Annotated in this window: 14 protein-coding genes; 10 read left to right on the forward strand and 4 right to left on the reverse strand. The window is 64.7% G+C overall.

Annotated elements, in window-relative coordinates; all coding sequences use genetic code 11:
* Positions 1-135: 135 nt before the first annotated feature.
* Positions 136-1,167: a CDP-6-deoxy-delta-3,4-glucoseen reductase gene (locus C8K18_RS18645; RefSeq protein WP_006050128.1), complete on the reverse strand. Its 1,032-nt coding sequence runs from the start codon at positions 1,165-1,167 to the stop codon at positions 136-138.
* Positions 1,168-1,304: 137 nt separating this feature from the next.
* Between C8K18_RS18645 and C8K18_RS18650 the strand changes: the two genes are divergently transcribed.
* The gene (locus C8K18_RS18650; RefSeq protein ID WP_107708778.1) at positions 1,305-2,363 is read left to right on the forward strand and encodes an NAD-dependent epimerase/dehydratase family protein; all 1,059 of its coding nucleotides are present in this window, start codon (positions 1,305-1,307) and stop codon (positions 2,361-2,363) included.
* Between the two features lie 103 nt (positions 2,364-2,466).
* On the opposite strand, the gene C8K18_RS18655 is transcribed toward C8K18_RS18650, so the two are convergent.
* Together C8K18_RS18655 and C8K18_RS18660 are read right to left on the reverse strand one after the other, a co-directional pair.
* Positions 2,467-2,655 (reverse strand): hypothetical protein, encoded by a 189-nt coding sequence (locus C8K18_RS18655; RefSeq protein WP_006050130.1) that lies wholly within the window; start codon positions 2,653-2,655, stop codon positions 2,467-2,469.
* 189 nt (positions 2,656-2,844) lie between these two features.
* Entirely contained in the window at positions 2,845-3,564 is a 720-nt protein-coding gene (locus C8K18_RS18660; RefSeq protein ID WP_107708721.1) for a pseudouridine synthase, read from the reverse strand.
* A gap of 93 nt (positions 3,565-3,657) precedes the next feature.
* Between C8K18_RS18660 and C8K18_RS18665 the strand changes: the two genes are divergently transcribed.
* From C8K18_RS18665 to C8K18_RS18705, 9 genes are all read left to right on the forward strand, one after another.
* Positions 3,658-4,911, forward strand: coding sequence for an MFS transporter (locus C8K18_RS18665; protein ID WP_107708723.1), 1,254 nt, complete (start codon positions 3,658-3,660; stop codon positions 4,909-4,911).
* A gap of 157 nt (positions 4,912-5,068) precedes the next feature.
* Positions 5,069-6,052, forward strand: coding sequence for a MurR/RpiR family transcriptional regulator (locus C8K18_RS18670; protein ID WP_107708725.1), 984 nt, complete (start codon positions 5,069-5,071; stop codon positions 6,050-6,052).
* Positions 6,049-7,050 carry an isoaspartyl peptidase/L-asparaginase family protein gene (locus C8K18_RS18675; protein WP_107708727.1) on the forward strand — a complete coding sequence of 334 codons (1,002 nt, stop codon included), beginning with the start codon at positions 6,049-6,051 and terminating at the stop codon, positions 7,048-7,050. The genes C8K18_RS18670 and C8K18_RS18675 overlap by 4 nt, the downstream gene beginning before the upstream one ends.
* Before the next feature lie 59 nt (positions 7,051-7,109).
* On the forward strand, positions 7,110-9,032 hold the full coding sequence (locus C8K18_RS18680; RefSeq protein WP_107708729.1) for a dipeptide ABC transporter ATP-binding protein: 1,923 nt from the start codon (positions 7,110-7,112) through the stop codon (positions 9,030-9,032).
* Between the two features lie 130 nt (positions 9,033-9,162).
* The gene (gene gsiB / locus C8K18_RS18685) at positions 9,163-10,725 is read left to right on the forward strand and encodes a glutathione ABC transporter substrate-binding protein GsiB (RefSeq protein WP_029968019.1); all 1,563 of its coding nucleotides are present in this window, start codon (positions 9,163-9,165) and stop codon (positions 10,723-10,725) included.
* 118 nt (positions 10,726-10,843) lie between these two features.
* Positions 10,844-11,764, forward strand: a complete 921-nt coding sequence (gsiC, locus tag C8K18_RS18690) for a glutathione ABC transporter permease GsiC (protein ID WP_006050137.1) — start codon at positions 10,844-10,846, stop codon at positions 11,762-11,764.
* Positions 11,765-11,771: 7 nt separating this feature from the next.
* Entirely contained in the window at positions 11,772-12,677 is a 906-nt protein-coding gene (gene gsiD / locus C8K18_RS18695; RefSeq protein WP_006050138.1) for a glutathione ABC transporter permease GsiD, read from the forward strand.
* Entirely contained in the window at positions 12,674-13,771 is a 1,098-nt protein-coding gene (locus C8K18_RS18700; RefSeq protein ID WP_006050139.1) for a P1 family peptidase, read from the forward strand. The genes gsiD and C8K18_RS18700 overlap by 4 nt, the downstream gene beginning before the upstream one ends.
* A complete protein-coding gene (locus tag C8K18_RS18705; protein ID WP_107708732.1) occupies positions 13,771-14,607 on the forward strand; it encodes a M55 family metallopeptidase in 837 nt (278 codons plus the stop codon). Before C8K18_RS18700 ends, C8K18_RS18705 begins: the two co-directional genes overlap by 1 nt.
* Before the next feature lie 22 nt (positions 14,608-14,629).
* On the opposite strand, the gene C8K18_RS18710 is transcribed toward C8K18_RS18705, so the two are convergent.
* Positions 14,630-15,634: an alpha/beta fold hydrolase gene (locus C8K18_RS18710; protein ID WP_107708734.1), complete on the reverse strand. Its 1,005-nt coding sequence runs from the start codon at positions 15,632-15,634 to the stop codon at positions 14,630-14,632.
* Between the last annotated feature and the right edge of the window lie 58 nt (positions 15,635-15,692).

A 15,692-nucleotide genomic window follows, 5' to 3' on the forward strand; every position in this document is an offset into this window, starting at 1 on the left:
CGGCGTCCCTAGGGAAGCGGCGAGCGGCGACGTCGAAGTTCGGACTGGATGCGGTTCATGCGCGAAAGAATACGACAAGGCAAGCGCCGGTGTAAACCATGAATTTGCACACAGCGCGTCGCGTCGGCGTTTTGCTTAGACGGCGTTGGCGAGATCCGCCGCGCTCGTGAACGAATCCGCGTAGAACTCGTCTTCGGGCAGGCGATGATGTTGCGTGAAATCGCGCTGCGCCGATTCGACCATGACCGGCGCGCCGCACGCATACACCTGATACGCGGACAGATCCGGCAGATCCTCGATCACCGCGCGATGGACGAAGCCGACGCGGCCGGTCCACGCATCGCTCGCATCCGGCTCCGACAGCACCGGCACGAACTTGAAATTCGGAATCTCGCGCGCCCATTGCTCGGCAAGCTCGAGCAGATACAGGTCTTTCTTGCGACGCGCGCCCCAGTACAGCGTCATCGGGCGATTCAGGTTCTTGAACACCGCATGTTCGACGATGGCCTTCAGCGGCGCGAAGCCCGTGCCCGACGCGAGCAGCACGATCGGCTTGTCCGATTCTTCGCGCAGGAAGAACGTGCCGAGCGGCGCTTCGAAGCGCAGAATGTCGCGCTCTTTCATCGTGTTGAATACGTGGTCGGTAAAGGCGCCGCCGGGCATGTGGCGGATATGCAGCTCGATCGGGCCTTCGGCGTGCGGCGCGTTCGCCATCGAATAGCTGCGGCGCTTGCCGTCCTTCAGAATGAACTCGAGGTACTGGCCGGCAAGATACTGAAGGCGTTCGTTCGCGGGCAGTTGCAGCTTGAGCACGACGACGTCGTCGGCCTTGCGCTCGATCGCGTTCACGCGGCACGGCAGCTTTTTGACCTGCACGTCGCCCACGCCGGCCACTTCGCGGATGTCGATTTCCAGATCCGAGCACGCCGTCGCGCAGCAGAAGAGCGCCATGCCGCGAGTCTTTTCATCGTTCGACAACGCCGACGACGAGTGCGCGCGCTGCTCGACCTGGCCGTTCACCACGGCGCCCTTGCACGAACCGCATGCGCCGTTCTTGCAGCCGTACGGCAGACCGATGCCCTGACGCAAGGCCGCGGTCAACACCGGTTCGTCCTGTTCTACCTGAAACTGCCGGCCGCTTTGCCGGAGCGTGACGTTAAATGCCATATGTGTTCGGAAATGGAAAGTCGGTAATCGTTAATAAGTCACGGCGAGGCTACGGCGAAGCTACAGCGAGGAGCAGCAAGGGCTGCGCCCACTGCCGCCCGATGCGCGCGGCGCGTGGCGGCTACAATGCCTGCACCATGAAAGCGACACGAAACTTCCGCCGTCCGCGCGTGTTGATCGTAGGTTGCGGCGATGTCGGCATGCGCTGCGTGCCTCTGCTGCTGCCGCACGCTCACGTCTTCGCGCTCACCAGCCACGCCGGGCGCTGCGCCGAATTGCGCGCTGCGGGCGTGTCGCCGCTGGTCGGCGATCTCGACGAGCGCCGCAGCCTGAAACGGCTCGCGGGTCTCGCGCCGACCGTGCTGCATCTCGCACCCCCGCAGAAAACCGGCGACGACGACCGCCGCACCCGCGCGTTGCTCGCCACCTTGAGCATGCGCCGCGACTTTGCTTTGGCACGCGCAACACGCTATGCAACCTCGGCGCCGCTTGGGCGCATGCGCCGCGCTCGCGCCTCGTGGGCAACAGCAGGCACAGCGGCAGAACCAGCCAATATTGTACCCGACGGCCTTCGCCGGACCGCGGCTTCGCGCGCGCCCGTGCGCTTCGTCTATGCGAGCACGACGGGCGTCTATGGCGATTGCGGCGGCGCGTGGATCGACGAAACGCGCAGCGTCGATCCGGCCAATGCGCGCGCGAAGCGCCGCGTGTCCGCCGAGCGCCAGTTGCGGCGCGCAACCGCGCGCGGCTCGATTGCCGCGAGCATCGCGCGCATTCCCGGCATCTATGCGGGCAATCGCCTGCCGCTTGCGCGGCTCGAAAAACGCACGCCCGCGCTCGTCGCTACTGACGACGTCTACACGAACCACATTCACGCCGACGACCTCGCCGCGATTCTCGTGCGTCTCGCGACACACGGCCGGCCCGCGCGCGTGATCCATGCGTCCGACGACTCGTCGCTGAAAATGGGCGAGTACTTCGATCTCGTTGCGGATGCATTCGGTTTGGCCCGCCCGCCACGCATCACGCGGGAGCAAGCCGAAGCGCAGATCGAGCCGACCTTGCTGTCGTTCATGCGCGAGTCGAGGCGGCTCGTGAATCGCCGTCTGAAAGAGGAACTGGGCGTGCGTTTGCGCTATCCGAGCGTCGAGGATTTTTTGCGCGAAGCGGGGTGTGGCGAGCAGCGCTCGAAGTGATGAACGACGCCAAACTGTGAAGCGCGATAGCCACGTCGCGTGGCCGCGGACAACAGAGAACCCGGCGCGACCGCTGCGCGCCGTGCGCCGCTCGCTTCGCCGTTCAGGTCAGCGCGGGCAGCGCCTCCAGCAGCAAAAAGCACAGCATTGCGCCGACCAACGCGCCGATCAGATTGGGATCGTACTTGTGCCGCCGCCGCATCACGATCAGCAATCCGCCGATCAGCAGCACCCCGAGACACACAAACGCCACCATCACATATGAGTTCATGATTCCGTTATGGACGATCATGGCGCCTCCTTGAACTCTTTGTAGTCTTTGTTTAGACGAGTATAGGGCGAGCCATGAGCAACCGCATGCTGCGGCGCAGCGTTCAACGCATGCAGGGCGCGAGCGAATGTGCGTCCGCGCGCATCGAATGTCCTGCGTCGTCAGAGAGTTGCGTGCGCTGTAGCGGCGCTGTTGTCGCGCTGTTGTCGTTTACCCAGTCCGTGAAGATCCCAACAGCTTGAGTTCGGTTTCGTCGAGCCATTGCCACGCGCCGGGCGCAAGCGTCGCGGGCAACGCAAGGCCGCCAACGCGCTCGCGATGCAGCGCTTCGCAACGGTTGCCCGCCGCGGCGATCATCCGCTTGACCTGGTGATACTTGCCTTCCATCACGGTAAGCGCGAGCGAGCGCTCGCCGCGCGCCTGAGCGTCGATCGCGGCCACCGCTTTCGACTCGCCGTGCAACAACACGCCATCGCGCAGCGCGCTCAACTGCCGGTCGTCGATAGCATGGCGCGTGGTCGCGACGTACACCTTCGGCACCTTGCGTTTCGGCGACGTGAACATGTGCACGAACTTGCCGTCGTCGGAGAGGAGCAGCAGGCCGGTCGTGTCCTGATCGAGCCGGCCCACGCATTGCACGCCGCGCTCGGCGAATTGCGGCGGCAGCAGACTGAACACGCTCAAATGATGCTGCGGATCGCGCGAGCATTCATAGCCCGCCGGCTTGTTGAGCAGCAGATACGCATGCTCGCGATACGGCCACGGCACACCGTCGACGCTGAAGCTGAACGACGCGTCGTCGGTTGCGCAGTCCGCATCCGGGTCCGTGCATACGATGCCGCCAATCGCGACGCGAGCGTCCGCAATCAGCGCGCGGCATTGACGGCGCGAGCCGAAGCCCTGGGAGAAAAGAATGCTTTCGAGATTCATGGCGAGCGAAGAATAACACCGCAAGAAGCGGGGCGTGCCGCGCGGCGATCGCGGCCACGATGGTCACTTCCTAATCCGTTGCAGGAGCCATCGATGCACGCCACGCCGTCCTCATCCCGTGTCGCTTTGCCGGCCGCTTTTCAGCGGCTCGCATGGTCGAATCTCGTCGCGCAATCGGCCGAGCAGATCAGTCTTGCCGCCGCGCCGCTCGTCGCAGTGTTCGCGCTCGGCGCCGACGCGCGCGGCACCGGCTTGTTGCAGACAGCGCAGACGTTGCCGTTCCTGTTGCTGTCGATTCCGCTCGGCGTCTGGGCCGACCGCCGCTCGCGCCGCACGTTGATGGCGCTCGCCGAAAGCCTGCGTGTCGTCGCGATGCTGTGCGTTCTCATGCTTCTGCTGACTCATGCACTCAATCTTCCCTTGCTCGGCGTGCTCGGTTTCATCGCCGCGACGGGCACGGTCGCCTACAACGTTGCCGCGCCGTCACTGGTGCCGTCGATCGTCTCGCGCGAAGCGTATGCGAGCGCCAATGGACGCCTCGAACTGGCGCGCAGCGTCGCCTATTCGGCGGGACCGGCGCTCGGCGGGTTGCTGGTCGGCTGGATCGGCGCGGGCTGGGCATACGGCTGCGCGGCCGGCTTGTCGGCGTTGGCGGTGGCTTTGCTCGCGGGATTGCGCGAACCGCCTCGCGCGCCAGTGCCCGCGCGTCACTTCATGCACGAACTGCGCGACGGCACGCGCTTCGTTTGGCGCGACGCCTTACTGCTTCCGATGCTCGCGACCGCGGTCTTTTTCAACCTCGGCTTCTTCGTGCTGCAAGCGGTGTACGTGCCGTATGCGGTGCATCGGCTCGGACTCAGTGCGTCGGCGGTTGGCATCACGCTTGGCGCGTATGGCGTCGGCATGGTGTGCGGCGCGCTGGCCGCGCCCACCATCGCGCGACGCCTCACGTTCGGGCGCGTGCTGATGATCGGGCCGTCGTGCGGACTGCTGGCTTCGCTCGTGATGGTGGCGACGCTCGTCGCGCCGTCGTTCTGGCTCGCGCTGCTGAGCTTCTTCCTGCTCGGCGTTGGGCCGATCCTCTGGGTGGTCGGCTCGACCACGCTGCGTCAGGCCATCACGCCGCAACGGATGATGGGCCGCGTCTCGGCGCTCAACAGCACGGCCACGTACGGCGCGCGGCCTGCGGGCGCATTGCTGGGTGCGTTGATCAGCGCGCATTGGAGCGTGGACGCGTGCCTCGTCGTAGCGGCAGCGGCGTTTCTCGTGCAGGCGTCGATCATTGCGATGTCGCCTGCCGCGCGGCTCGCCCGCATTCCCGAACAGCACCATGCCGCCGCTTGCTGAAGATCAATTCCATTGCGTGCAGGACGCCAGGGCAAACCCGTAAAAATGAAAATGAATTTTTTTCTAGGCCAATTCCATGTAAATATACTTTCATGCATTCCGCTTACACCACTAAGAACTCGCTGTTGCAAAGACACTACCGCGCTGCATCGCCCGCATGATTCATCAACCGTCCGTTGCATCCAGTCAGGCAGAGCAGGCCATTGCCGCGCGCATCGCAGCGGCGATGCCCACGCTCACGCCGATTCATCGGCGCATGGGCGAGTACGTGCTGGCCAATCTGTTTCGCGCGGCCACCATGCGGATCGACGAACTCGCGGGCGTCGTCGGTGCGTCGGTTGCAACGGCGAATCGCTTTGCGCGCGCGCTCGGCTTCGACGGCTATCCGCAGTTTCGTGAGGCGCTCGTGCGCGGCTTCGAGGCGACGCTCGCGCCGGTCGAGCGGCTACGCAGCGCGCAAGAGTCGCTCGCCGCGGGCGACGATGTCGTCGACGCTTCGCTCGAACAGGCGGCCAGCAATCTGCATTTGACGCGCACCGCGATCGACAGCGCCGCCGCCGAAGCCGTCGTCGAAGCCATTCTCGCGGCGCGCCGCGTGTTCGTGCTCGGCGCGGGCACGAGCGCGTTTCTCGCCGGGCTGATGGAGCACAACCTGATGGCCTATCACGACAACGTGCAGTCGCTCGCGTTCATCGGCGGACCGTCGCATGCCGCGCGGCGTCTGTTCAATTGCGATAAAGGCGACCTCGTGATCGGCATCGCCTTCCCGCGTTATGTCGACGACACCATCGAACTCGCGCGCCGTGCGGCGACGCGCGGGGCACGCGTGCTTGCGCTCACCGACGGTCCGCGCTCGCCGCTCGCGCAATTCGCCGACCTGTCGTTGTATGTGCGCTCCGAACGCCGGCTCGCGGCGAACGCGGACGCGGCCGTTCTCGCCGTGATCGAAGCGCTGTGCGACGCGGTTGCGTATCGCGCGAAACGCTCGGTGAAGGCGGCCGCCGAAGTCACCGAATTCGTCCTGCCGTGGCTTACCGATCCGCTCTCCGCGTCGGCGTCGGCGAGTACGGTCGCGCAAGCGGCCGGCGCCGCCGTTGCAAAACATCGCACTGCCAAAGCCCAACCCAAACTCAAACGATGAACACCAACGCAGTCATTGCCATTCATGGCGGAGCGGGCACGATCCTGCGCGCGTCGCTCACGCCGAGCGCCGAAGCCGAATATCACGCGGCGTTGCACGCGGTGCTGAGCGCCGGTCAACGCGTGCTCGCGGACGGCGGCAGCGCGCTCGACGCGGTGAGCGAAGCGGTGCGGCTGCTCGAAGACTGTCCGCTGTTCAACGCGGGCCGTGGCGCTGTGTACACCGCGGCGGGCACGCACGAACTCGACGCGGCGATCATGGACGGCAGCACGCTCGAAGCCGGCGCGGTCTGCTGCGTGAAGCGCGTGCGCAATCCGGTTCTGGCGGCGCGCAGTGTGCTCGAGCGCAGCGAACATGTGCTCTTCACCGGCGAAGGCGCCGAAAGCTTCGCCGCCGCGCAGGGACTCGAATTCGTCGAGCCTGCGTACTTCGATACCGAGGCGCGTCATCGTCAATGGCTGCTTGCGCGCGATCAGCAACGTGCGATGCTCGACCACGACGGCGCGAGTCTCGCTGCATCGTTATCGTCAACGTCAACGGCTGCTCAGGAGCCCACGCCGCACGAACCGATCGATCCGAACCGCAAGTTCGGCACCGTCGGCGCGGTCGCGCTCGACCGGCACGGCCACGTGGCCGCGGCGACATCGACGGGCGGCGTCACCAATAAACAGGTGGGACGCGTCGGCGATACGCCGCTGATCGGCGCGGGCTGTTATGCGGACGACGCGACCTGCGCGGTCTCGACAACCGGCTCGGGGGAAATGTTCATGCGCATGGTCGCCGCCTACGACGTCGCCGCGCAAATGGCCTATCGCAACGTGTCGTTGCACGACGCCGCGCACGACGTTGTGATGAACCGCCTGCCGAAGATCGACGGCCGCGGCGGCATGATCGCCGTCGACGCGCGCGGCAACATTGCGCTGCCGTTCAATACGGAGGGCATGTACCGCGGTTTCGCGCGCGTCGGCGAAACGCCGGTGACGGCGATCTACCGTTAGTTCGTCATCCAGAATAATATTGCAGAACCGCCCGCGCGTTCGAATTTAAAGGAACCACCGTGCCGACTTCATCGCACACCGCCAGCCCGCTTATTGAACCCTTGCCGCCGCAGCGCGTGCTCTCGGTCGACAACCTGTCGGTTGCGTTTCGCAGCGGCGAGACCACGTTTAACGCGGTGCGCGATCTGTCGTTCACGGTCGAGCGCGGTGAGACGCTCGCGATCGTCGGCGAATCGGGGTCCGGCAAATCGGTGACATCGCTCGCGTTGATGCGGCTGATCGAGCACGGCGGTGGGCGCCTTGCCGGCGGCAGCATCATGTTCCGGCGCCGCGACGGCAACGTGCTCGACCTCGCGAAAGCGTCGTCGGGCACGATGCGTTCGATTCGCGGCGCCGACATCGCGATGATCTTTCAGGAGCCGATGACGTCGCTGAATCCGGTCTTCACGGTGGGCGATCAGATCAGCGAGGCCATTTCGCTGCATCAAGGCAAGAGCCGTTCCGCGGCCTTCGCCGAGACGTTGCGCCTGCTCGAACTCGTGCGCATTCCCGAGGCGCGGCGCGTGGCCGCGCGCTTTCCGCATCAACTGTCGGGCGGCATGCGCCAGCGCGTGATGATCGCGATGGCGCTGTCGTGCAAGCCCGCGTTGCTGATCGCCGACGAACCCACCACCGCGCTCGACGTGACCATTCAGGCGCAGATTCTGCAACTGATCCGCGGCTTGCAGGACGAGATGAACATGGGCGTGATCTTCATCACGCACGACATGGGCGTGGTCGCCGAAGTCGCGGACCGCGTGCTCGTGATGTATCGCGGAGAAAAAGTGGAAGAGGGTGCGTCGGATACGATTTTCGCCGCGCCGTCGCATGCTTATACGAAGGCGCTGCTCGCGGCCGTGCCGCGTCTCGGCGCAATGCAAGGCACCGATCAGCCCGCGAAGTTTCCGATTCTGACGGTCGAGCAGGCGAGCTTGAGCGGCGCCGATGAACCCGTGCGCCCCGCGGCCGCCGTCGCCAAAGAAGAACAACCGCGCGTCGACGAAAGCACGCCGCCTATTCTGCGTGTGCGCGATCTCGTCACGCGCTTTCCGGTGCGAAGCGGTCTCTTTGGCCGCCTGACCGGCCGGGTGCATGCCGTCGAAAAAGTCAGCTTCGATTTGCGGCCGGGCGAGACGCTCGCGCTCGTCGGCGAGTCGGGCTGCGGCAAGTCGACCACGGGCCGCTCGTTGTTGCGACTGGTGCAAAGCCAAAGCGGCTCAATCGAATTCAACGGCCGCGAAATCAGTTCGCTGACCGGCGCGTCACTACAGGCATTACGCCGCGACATCCAGTTCATTTTTCAGGACCCGTTCGCGTCGCTCAATCCGCGGCTCACGGTCGGCTTTTCGATCATGGAGCCGCTGCTCGTGCACGGCGTCGCGCAAGGTGCCGAGGCGCAAGCGCGAGTCGCGTGGCTGCTCGAAAAAGTCGGCTTGCCGCCCGAGGCCGCGCGCCGCTATCCGCATGAATTCTCCGGCGGTCAGCGGCAACGCATTGCAATTGCGCGCGCGCTCGCATTGAATCCGAAAGTCGTGATCGCAGACGAATCCGTTTCCGCGCTCGATGTCTCCGTGCAGGCGCAGATCGTCAATCTGATGCTCGATTTGCAGCGCGAACTGGGCGTCGCGTATCTGTTCATTTCGCACGACATGGCGGTGGTCGAGCGCGTCAGTCATCGCGTGGCCGTGATGTATCTCGGACAGATCGTCGAAATCGGGCCGCGTCGTGCGGTGTTCGAGGCGCCGCAGCATCCGTACACGAGAAAGCTGATGGGCGCGGTGCCGGTTGCCGATCCGGCGCGCCGTCACGCGAAACGCATGCTCGCCGCCGACGAAATCCCGAGCCCGATCCGCGCATTGAGCGATGAGCCCGTGGTAGCGCCGCTTATCGCGGTCGGGCCCGATCACTTCGTCGCGCAGCATCGCGTGGGCGGTGCGTATTGAACGAGTCATCAAAGCCGAACGATTAAAGCAGCAAAGCAAAAAGCAAAGCAAAAAAGCCTCGGCGCAACACGCCGAAGCAAGTCGTCAAACACAACCTAAACCGTTTCAACTCGCAGCCTGGAGCCAACTCATGAACCTGCTGGTCCCGTCTTCTCCGTTTCGTTTGCGCGCGCTGCTCGGCGGCGGCGCAGTAGTGTTCGCCATGCTCGCGGGCAACGCCGCGCACGCCGAAACGACTGCAGTGATGGCCGTCGCCACGAACTTCACGACGCTTGATCCCTACGATGCCAACGACACGCTCTCGCAAGCCGTCGCGAAGTCGTTCTATCAGGGCCTCTTCGGCTTCGACAAGGACATGAAGCTCGTCAACGTGCTCGCCGACAGCTATGAAGCGAGCCCCGATGCGCGCGTCTACACGTTCAAGCTGCGTCATGGCGTCAAGTTCCAGGACGGCACGGACTTCAACGCCAACGCTGTCAAGGCGAACTTCGACCGCGTGACCGATCCGGCGAACAAGCTCAAGCGCTACAACATGTTCAACCGTATCGAGAAGACCGAAGTGGTCGATCCGTACACGGTGAAGATCACGCTGAAGGCGCCGTTCTCGGCATTCGTGAACGTGCTCGCGCATCCGTCGGCGGTGATGATTTCGCCTGACGCGCTGAAGAAATACGGCAAGGACATCGCGTTCCATCCGGTCGGCACAGGTCCGTTCGAATTCGTGAAGTGGGACCCGGCAGGCGACCTGACGGTGAAGAAGTTTGCCGGCTACTGGAAGAAGGGCTACCCGAAGATCGACGCGATCGACTGGAAGCCGGTGGTCGACAACAACACGCGCGCCGCGCTGATGCGCACCGGCGAAGCGGACTTCGCGTTTCAGGTGCCGTTCGAGCAGGCTGCGCAATTGCAGTCGAGCCCGAAGGTCGATCTGATCGCATCGCCTTCGATCATTCAGCGCTATATCAGCCTGAACCTGAATCAGAAGCCGTTCGATAACCCGAAGGTGCGCGAGGCGCTCAACTACGCGGTCAACAAGGAAGCGCTGACGAAGGTCGTGTTCGCCGGTTATGCAACGCCGGCTGACGGCGTGGTGCCGCAGGGCGTCGACTATGCGGTGAAGCTCGGGCCGTGGCCGTACGATCCGGCGAAGGCGCGCGCGTTGCTGAAGGAAGCCGGCTATCCGAACGGCTTCGAAACTACGCTGTGGTCCGCGTATAACTACTCGACGGCGCAGAAGGTCATTCAGTTCGTGCAGCAGCAACTCGCGCAGGTCGGCATCAAGGCGCAGGTCGAAGCGCTTGAAGCCGGTCAGCGCGTCGCCCGAGTCGAAAGCGCGCAGGACGCCGCCACTGCGCCGGTGCGCATGTATTACGCGGGCTGGTCGTCGTCGACGGGCGAAGCCGACTGGGCGATCACGCCGCTGCTCGCAACGGTCTCGTTCCCGCCGAAGATGATGAACACGGCGTACTACAAGAACGATACCGTCGACAACGATCTGAAGCAGGCGCTCGAAACCACCGACCGCGCGCAGAAGGCCGCGCTCTACACGGACGCGCAAAAGCGCATCTGGGCCGACGCGCCGTGGATTTTCCTCGTCAAGGAAAAGGTCGTGTATGCGCGCAGCAAGCGTCTGTCGGGTGCGTATGTCGCGCCGGACGGTTCGTTTAACTTCGACGAAATCGCCATCAAGTGACGAGCCGGGCGCGCGGCGCTGCACGTCGATCAGGACGCTTCAGGACGCGCGGCGCCGCGCGCTCGCATGAGCAGTACATGGTATTTCGTTGCCCGAATCATTGCCGGATTGAGCTTCAATGCTGAATTTCATCGTCAAACGTCTCTTTGGTCTGCTGCCGACGCTCGCGATCGTCGCGGTGCTGGTCTTTCTGTTCGTGCATCTGCTGCCGGGCGATCCGGCGCGGCTCGCGGCCGGTCCCGATGCCGACGAAGCGACCGTCGCTCTCGTGCGCGCCGACCTCGGACTCGACAAGCCGATGCCGCAGCAATTCGCTCGCTTCTTCGTGAAGATCGCGCACGGCGACTTCGGCATTTCCACGCGCAGCAAGCGGCCCGTGAGCGAGGAGATCGCCGAGCGCTTCATGCCGACGCTGCTGCTCACGCTCGCGAGCATGGTGTGGGCGGTGGTGCTGGGCATGGGCATCGGCATCGTGTCGGCGGTGTGGCGTAACCGTTGGCCGGACCGGCTCGGCATGACGCTCGCCGTGTCGGGCATTTCGTTTCCTGCCTTCGCGCTCGGCATGCTGCTGATGGAAATCTTCTCGGTGAAGCTCGGCTGGCTGCCTATCGTCGGCGATGGTTCGTGGCAGAGCTACATCCTTCCTTCGCTGACGCTCGGCGCCGCCGTCGCGGCAGTGATGGCGCGCTTCACGCGCGCGTCGTTCGTCGAGGTGATGAACGAAGACTTCGTGCGCACCGCGCGCGCGAAGGGCGTGCCCGAGCGGCTCGTGATCGTCAAGCACTGCCTGCGCAACGCGATGATTCCCGTCGTCACGATGATGGGGCTTCAGTTCGGCTTTCTGCTCGGCGGCTCGATTGTCGTCGAGGTCGTATTCAACTGGCCGGGCCTCGGGCGCCTGCTGGTGGATGCGGTGTCGATGCGCGACTATCCGGTGATTCAGGCGGAGGTGCTGTTGTTCTCGCTCGAATTCATCATCATCAACCTGGTCGTGGACGTGCTGTACGCCGTGATCAATCCGACTATCCGTTTCAAGTGAGGCCCGCATGAGCACGACAGCCACCGAGCCGAATGCGGCCAAAACCAAGAACGCCGAGCGCACGATCCGCACGCCGTGGAGCGAATTCTGGCGCAAGTTTCGCAAGCAGCATGTGGCGCTGGCCGCCGGCATTTTCGTGCTGCTGCTGGTCGTGGTCGCGATTGCCGCGCCGCATATCGTGCCCTACGACCCGGAGAATTTCTTCGATTACGACGCGTTGAACGCGGGGCCTTCCGCTGCGCACTGGTTCGGCGTCGATTCACTGGGCCGCGATATTTTCAGCCGCATTCTCGCGGGCTCGCGCATCTCGCTCGAAGCAGGCTTTCTTTCCGTTGCGATAGGCGCTGTGATCGGCACGTTCTTCGGGCTGCTCGCCGGTTACTACGAAGGCTGGTGGGATCGCATCACGATGCGCGTGGCCGATGTGCTGTTCGCTTTCCCCGGCATTCTGCTCGCGATCGGCGTGGTCGCGATTCTCGGCAACGGCATGGTCAACGTGATCTGCGCGGTGGCGATCTTCAGCATTCCGGCGTTCGCGCGGCTCGTGCGCGGCAATACGCTGATGCTCAAGCAGCTTACGTATATCGAAGCGGCGCGCAGTATCGGCGCGTCGGACTGGACCATCATCGTGCGTCATATCTTGCCGGGCACGATTTCGTCGGTCGTCGTGTACTTCACGATGCGTATCGGCACGTCGATCATCACGGCCGCGAGCCTGTCGTTTCTCGGACTTGGCGCGCAGCCGCCGACGCCCGAGTGGGGCGCGATGCTCAACGAAGCGCGCGCCGATATGGTGACCGCACCGCATATCGCGCTGTTCCCGAGTCTCGCGATTTTCCTCACCGTGCTGGCGTTCAACCTGCTCGGCGACGGTTTGCGCGATGCGCTCGATCCGAAACTCGATCGCGCATGAGTTCGATGCAATCGCAACCTTCGCAGGCTGATAACAACGCGCCGCATATCGGCACATTGCCGAGCGGTGCGCTGGGCACGATCGCCGATGTAGAGGGCGTCACCGTCGGACATTGCACGCTCGCTGAAGGCGCGCTGCAAACCGGCGTGACCGTGATTCGTCCGCATGCGGACGATCCGTTTGTCGACAAGGTGCCTGCGGCTGTGTCGGTGATCAACGGCTTCGGCAAGAGCGTTGGTCTCGTGCAGATCGACGAACTCGGCACGCTCGAAACGCCGATTGCGTTGACCAACACGTTCGGCGTGGCCGCGGTGGCGCAGGCGCAGATTCGCGCGGCGATTAACGCGAACCCAGGCATTGGGCGCGAGTGGCCGACCGTCAATCCGCTGGTGTTCGAATGCAACGACGGATATCTCAACGATATTCAGGCGCTTGCGATCGGCGAACAGCATTTCAACGATGCGTACGCGGCAGCCGGAACTAAGGTGGCAAGCGGCTCGGTGGGCGCGGGCCGCGGCATGTCGTGCTTCGATCTGAAGGGCGGCATCGGCACTGCATCGCGCGTGGTGAGCGTTGCGGGGCGAGAGTACGTCGTCGGTGCGCTCGCGCTCGCTAACTTTGGACGTTTGCCGATGCTGGTTGTCGACGGCCATCCTGTCGGGCGCATCCTGGCTGAACGCGCAGCGAAAGCGAAAGCCGATGCCGATGCAACAAAGCCCGAGCAAGGCTCGATCATCATGATCGTCGCCACCGATGCACCGCTCGACGCGCGTCAACTCAAGCGCCTTTCGTTGCGCGCGGCAGCGGGCCTCGCGCGGACGGGTTCGGTGTATGGCCACGGCAGCGGCGACATAGCGCTCGCCTTTTCGACGGCCTACACGGTGCCGCATCTCGCGCAATACATTGCGCTGCCGCCGCTCGTCGCCGATCAATGCATGGACCCGCTTTTTCGCGCCTGCGCCGACAGCGTCGAGCAGGCGATTCTCGACGCGTTGTGGAGCGCGCAATCCGTCACCGGCCGCGATGGCCATCGACGTCTATCGCTGCGCGAGAGCGTCCCCGACCTCGCTCATTTACTCAAGCAAAGTCCCTGATGAAAGTCCTTATTTCCGCCGACATCGAAGGCATAGCCGGCGTATTTCACCCCGAGCAAACGCGTGCGGGCAACGGCGAATATGAGGCCGCGCGCCGCTGGATGACGCTCGAAGCGAACGCCGCAATCGAAGGCGCCTTTGCGGGCGGCGCGACGCAAGTGTGGGTCAACGACTCGCACGGCGGCTTTCGCAATCTGCTGCCCGATCTGCTCGACGCACGCGCTCAGGTGGTGCTCGGCAAACCGCGCACGCTCGGCATGATGGCGGGCCTCGAATACGGTGCGTCGCTCGTGTTCATGATCGGCTATCACGCGATGTCGCAAACGCGCGGCATTCTCGCGCACACCATCAACAGCTTTGCGTTCGCACGCGTTTCGCTGAACGGCGTGGAGGTGGGCGAGGCCGGTTTGTACGGTGCGCTCGCTGAAGAATATGGCGCACAGGTAGCGCTTTTATCGGGCGACGACGTATTCGCCGAGGAAACCGCGCCGCGTTTTCCAGGCGCGCGTTTTGTCGTGACGAAGAGCGCGACGGGGCACGCGAGCGGCGTCACGCAATCGCCGGCAAACGCTCGCGCGGCGATAGAGAGCGCGGCGCGCGAGGTCGTGCAGCAGCATCTCGCCGAAGGACGCGCACCGCATGCAACGCGGGCCGCGGCCGCAAAACCCGTCGAGTGCGAACTGCGCGTGCAGACCAGTGCGCTCGCCGATCTCTTCTGTCAGTGGCCGACCATTACGCGCGTCGATGCGGTCACGCTGCGCTTTAGCGCGGCGTCGGCGGAACATGTGGTGCGCATGCTCAACTGCCTGTCGGCGATGTCGTTCATGCTGCGGTAGCGAGTGTATTGCGGGCCTACGCCTACTGCTGCCGGCTCAATTCGCGCGCGGCGCGGTCGATCACGTCCGCAATCGCGCCCGCATGCGACACCGGCGCGAGATGGCTCGACGCAATCGGCACGATCTTCGCGCCCATCCGCTCGGCCATGAATCGCTCGACGTCCGGCGACACGGCGCGGTCTTTCGTCGTCAGCACGTACCACGAAGGCTTCTCTTTCCACGCGACCTGACTGACCGTTTCGCCGAAAGCCGTCGCGGCGATCGGCACCTGCGCCGCGGACAGCACGCGCGTCACGTTCTCGGGGACGTCGGCGGCGAAATCCGCGTGATACTTGCTGCGATCGAGCCACAGGAAGCCGCTTGCATCCTTGGTCATGCCTGCGCCCGCCGGCATCGGCGCGGCGCGCTTCAGCAGGTCCGTCGTCGACTCGTGCAGATCCGGCGCAACGGCCGCCACGTAGACGAGTCCCGCGACGTTCGGCGCATTCGCGCCCGCTTCGGTAATCACGACGCCGCCCCACGAGTGACCGACGAGTATCGTCGGCCCTTGCTGGCGAGCCAGCACGCGGCGCGTCGCGGCGACGTCGTCGGCGAGCGAGGTCAGCGGGTTCTGCACCGAACTCACGCGATAGCCCTTTTGCTGCAGCTTCGCGACCACGCCGTTCCAGCTCGAACCGTCGACGAATGCGCCGTGGACCAGCACGACGTTGCGCACGGGACCGGTCATGGGCGCGGCGGCGGGCGGTGCGGCGGCGGCTTTCGCGGGCGGTGTGCTCGGCGCGCCTGAAGCGGGGGCGGGCACTGCGGCGGCGCTGGCTTCGGCGGCAGGCGCCTGGCCGGGCATCTGATCCCGTACCGCAGGCGCGGAAGATTCGGCAGCCGGCCCCGGCGTGAGCACCACGCCCGGTGCCGCAGACGTTGCAGGCTCGGGCGCCGGAGCCGGCGTGTAAGTCTGCGCGAACGCGCCGCGGCTCGCAAAACAAAGACACAAGACGGCGGCGCAAACGAGGCGTTTTTTGGGCGACATGCTGAATCTCCGGAGACGGCCAACCCGACTACGGCAACATACCGAACCGGCGCCGCAG

Origin of the sequence: Paraburkholderia sp. GV068, from assembly GCF_003058125.1 — a bacterium.
Lineage (GTDB): Bacteria > Pseudomonadota > Gammaproteobacteria > Burkholderiales > Burkholderiaceae > Paraburkholderia > Paraburkholderia graminis.